The sequence below is a fragment of the Sphaerisporangium flaviroseum genome (genome assembly GCF_039537005.1).
In the GTDB taxonomy this organism is placed as follows: domain Bacteria; phylum Actinomycetota; class Actinomycetes; order Streptosporangiales; family Streptosporangiaceae; genus Sphaerisporangium; species Sphaerisporangium flaviroseum.
The window spans coordinates 1-3002 of record NZ_BAAAZR010000048.1 but is presented as its reverse complement, the minus strand read 5'-3'; the positions used below and the strand labels follow the sequence as shown (position 1 = coordinate 3002).

Annotated in this window: 1 protein-coding gene; it reads right to left on the bottom strand. The window is 70.1% G+C overall.

Translation table 11 applies throughout. The annotated features are described in order from the left end of the window. Positions 1–3002 (bottom strand): condensation domain-containing protein (locus ABD810_RS36340; protein WP_344951779.1); only part of this gene is annotated, 3002 nt, incomplete at both ends.

Sequence of the window (3002 nt, the reverse complement as noted above, 5' to 3'; positions counted from 1 at the left end):
CCGTAGGGGCGGCCGATGACCGGGGTGGGGTGGTCGGTGACGTCGACCGCTGTGGCGTCCACGGTGGTCTCGGTCGGCCCGTAGGTGTTGAACGCCGTCGTGGCGGGGTGAGCTCGCAGCACATCCCACAGATCAGGCGGACACGCCTCCCCTCCCACCGCGACCAGTTGCGGCGGATGAGGCGCGTCGAGCAGGCCGGCGTCCACCAGTAACCGGATCTGGGCGGTGGTCGCCTCAATGGCGTTCACGGCCTGGTCGGCGTGGTGGGCGCGCTGGACCAGGTACTGGGGGTCTTGCCGTTGCTCGGTGGTCAGGACCAGCAGGGTGTGCCCGTCGAGCAGCGGGAGGATCTGTTCCAGGAAGAAGTCGGAGATGTAGGCGGAGGTGCCGAGGGCGACGCGGGCGTTGGGTTCGACGTTGGCCGATCGCATGCGGGGGAGCAGGAGCGCGAGGGCGTAGTTGGTGAGGTTGCCGTGCTGGACCATCACGCCCTTGGGGCGGCCGGTGGTGCCGGAGGTGTACATGACATACGCCAGATCGCCGGGTCCGACGACCGGAAGCGGGGTCGGCTCGGTCTGCGGCTCTTCCGTTGTGACGTCGAGCGTGAGACACCCGCCGGGCAGGGGGTTCGTGCCGTCGCTGATGAGCAGGGTGGGGTGGGCGTCGTCCACCATGGTCTGCAGGCGTGCCGGTGGGAGGTCGGGGTCCAGGGTCAGGAAGGCGGCTCCGGCTTTCCAGGTGGCCCATACCGCGATCAGTGCGGTGGCTCCTGGGCGCAGGCGGATGCCGACGATGTCGCCTCGCCGCACCCCCTGGCCGGCCAATCGGTGGGCCAGCCGGTCGCTGTCGGCGTCCAGTTGGGCGAAGGTCAGGCGCGTGGGGCCGTCCTCGATCGCGACCGCGTCAGGGGTGCGTCGGGCCTGCCGGCGCAGCAGTTCATGGACCGGGGTGTCGGTGCAGGTCACTGCCGTGTCGTTCCAGGAGGCAAGTAACGCCTGTTCTGCGTCTCCCAGGAGCGGTGCGTTCTCGTGTGAGGCGGTGGGGTCGGTGACCATCGTCTGGAGGGCGCGTAGGTGGTAGTCGCGCAGGACGGTGATCTGCTGGGCGGTGAACTGGCGGGCGTCGTAGTCCAGTTCCAGTCGCAGCCCGGCGAGGCCGGGTTCGCGGCTGACCGAGACTCCCAGTGGGAAGTTGGTGCGTGCCACTCCGGGTAGGTGGGCGTCGGGGTCGGTGAGGGCCAGGGCGCCTTCGTCGGCCAGTTTGCCGAACTGGTGGAAGTGGTTGTAGTTGAAGTCGACCTCGAAGAACGGTTCGCCGCCCAGGGTCCGTTGCAGGGCCGACATCGGGTAGCGGCGATGCGGTAGCAGATCTTGCTCGGCCTGTGAGACGGCTTGGACCAGGTCGATCCAGCTGCCCTGGGGCAGCCGGAGCCGGAACGGCAGGGTGTTGAGGAACAGCCCGCGCACCTCGGCGCCGTCGGCCTGCTCAAGGCGGCTGTTGGCGGTCAGCCCCACCAGCACATCGGAGTTGCCGGTGACCAGGCTCATCACCCGCAGGTGCGCTGCCAGCACCACCGCCTTGAACGGCACCCTGCACCGCCGTGCCAGCTCATCAAGCCCGGCCGCCAGATCCTGCGAAAGAACCGTGGTCAGCACACCGTCGCCCTGGTGCTCGTCGCGCTCGTGCCGCTCGCCGGGCATGGTCTCGCCGATCGGGAACGACGCGTCGGCGGGCCGGCGCGGCAGCCGGTTGTCCGGCCGGTCGGCGAGTTGTCCCAGCCAGAAGTTCTTCTCCTCCTCGGACTGGAGCGCATGACGTTCGGCGGCGACGAAGTCCCGGTACAGCGAGCGGAGCGGGGCCGGGCGCGGATCCTCTCCGGCCACGAGCCGCTGGTACAGGTCGTTGATCTCGGCCAGCGTGGAGGCAAGGCTCCAGCCGTCGAGGATGGCGTGGTGCTCGGTCACCGTCCACTGGAAGGCGTCGTCGCCGACGATATGGACGGCCATCCGGCACAGCGGCGCGACCGAGGGGTCGAAGGTGTGCCGCTGCTCGGCCCGCATATGGCCGGCCAGCGCCACGCGCTGCTCGGCCCGATCCATCCCCCGCAGGTCCATAACCGTGAGCGGGATCTCGGCGGTGGGATGCACCAGTTGCATGGGCTGGGTGTAGCCGCTCAGGTCGAACGAGGTGCGCAGGATCGGATGCCGGTCCACGACGCGGGTCACGGCGTCCCGGAATCGGGTCTCGTCGAAGGGTCCGGTGATCCGGAGGCTGTGCACGTTGTGGTACGGCCGGCGGTCGGGGTCGAGCTCCATCTCGTAGACCATGCCGACCTGGAGCTCGGCCATCGGGTAGGCGTCCTCCAGGCCCTCGGGCAGCCGCTCCCGGTCCTCGGCGGACACCAGCGAGAACGGGTCCGTGGCCCACTCGGCCACCTCGTCCGCACCATCACCGGCCACGCGGGCCAGTTGGGCCAGGGTGGGGTGACGGTGCAGGTCCTGGAGGGTGAACCCCAGCCCCACGTCACGAGCCTGACCCAGCACCTGGATGCTGCGGATGGAGTCGCCGCCCAGGTCGATGAAGTCGTCGTGGCGGCCGACCCGCTCCACTCCCAGAACCCGGCCCCAGATCTCCGCCAGGGCCTCTTCGGTCCGTCCCCGCGGCGCCTCGAACTCCGCGATCGCCTGCCGCCCTGCTTCCGGGGCGGGGAGTGCGGCGCGGTCCACCTTGGCGCGGGGGGTCAGCGGCAGGGAGTCCAGGATCATGAACCAGCGGGGCACCATGTACTTGGGCAGCCGTTCGGCCAGCCAGGCGCGTACCGCCCCGGCCGAGACGTCCTGGCCGTCTGGGACGAGGTAGGCGGCCAGGTCGGCGTGTGCCGACTCTCGGGTGCGGGCCACGACGACGCATTCGCGTACCAGGGGGTGGGCGCGTAGCGCGGCCTCGACTTCGCCGAGTTCGACGCGGTAGCCGCGGACTTTGACCATGTGGTCGACGCGGCC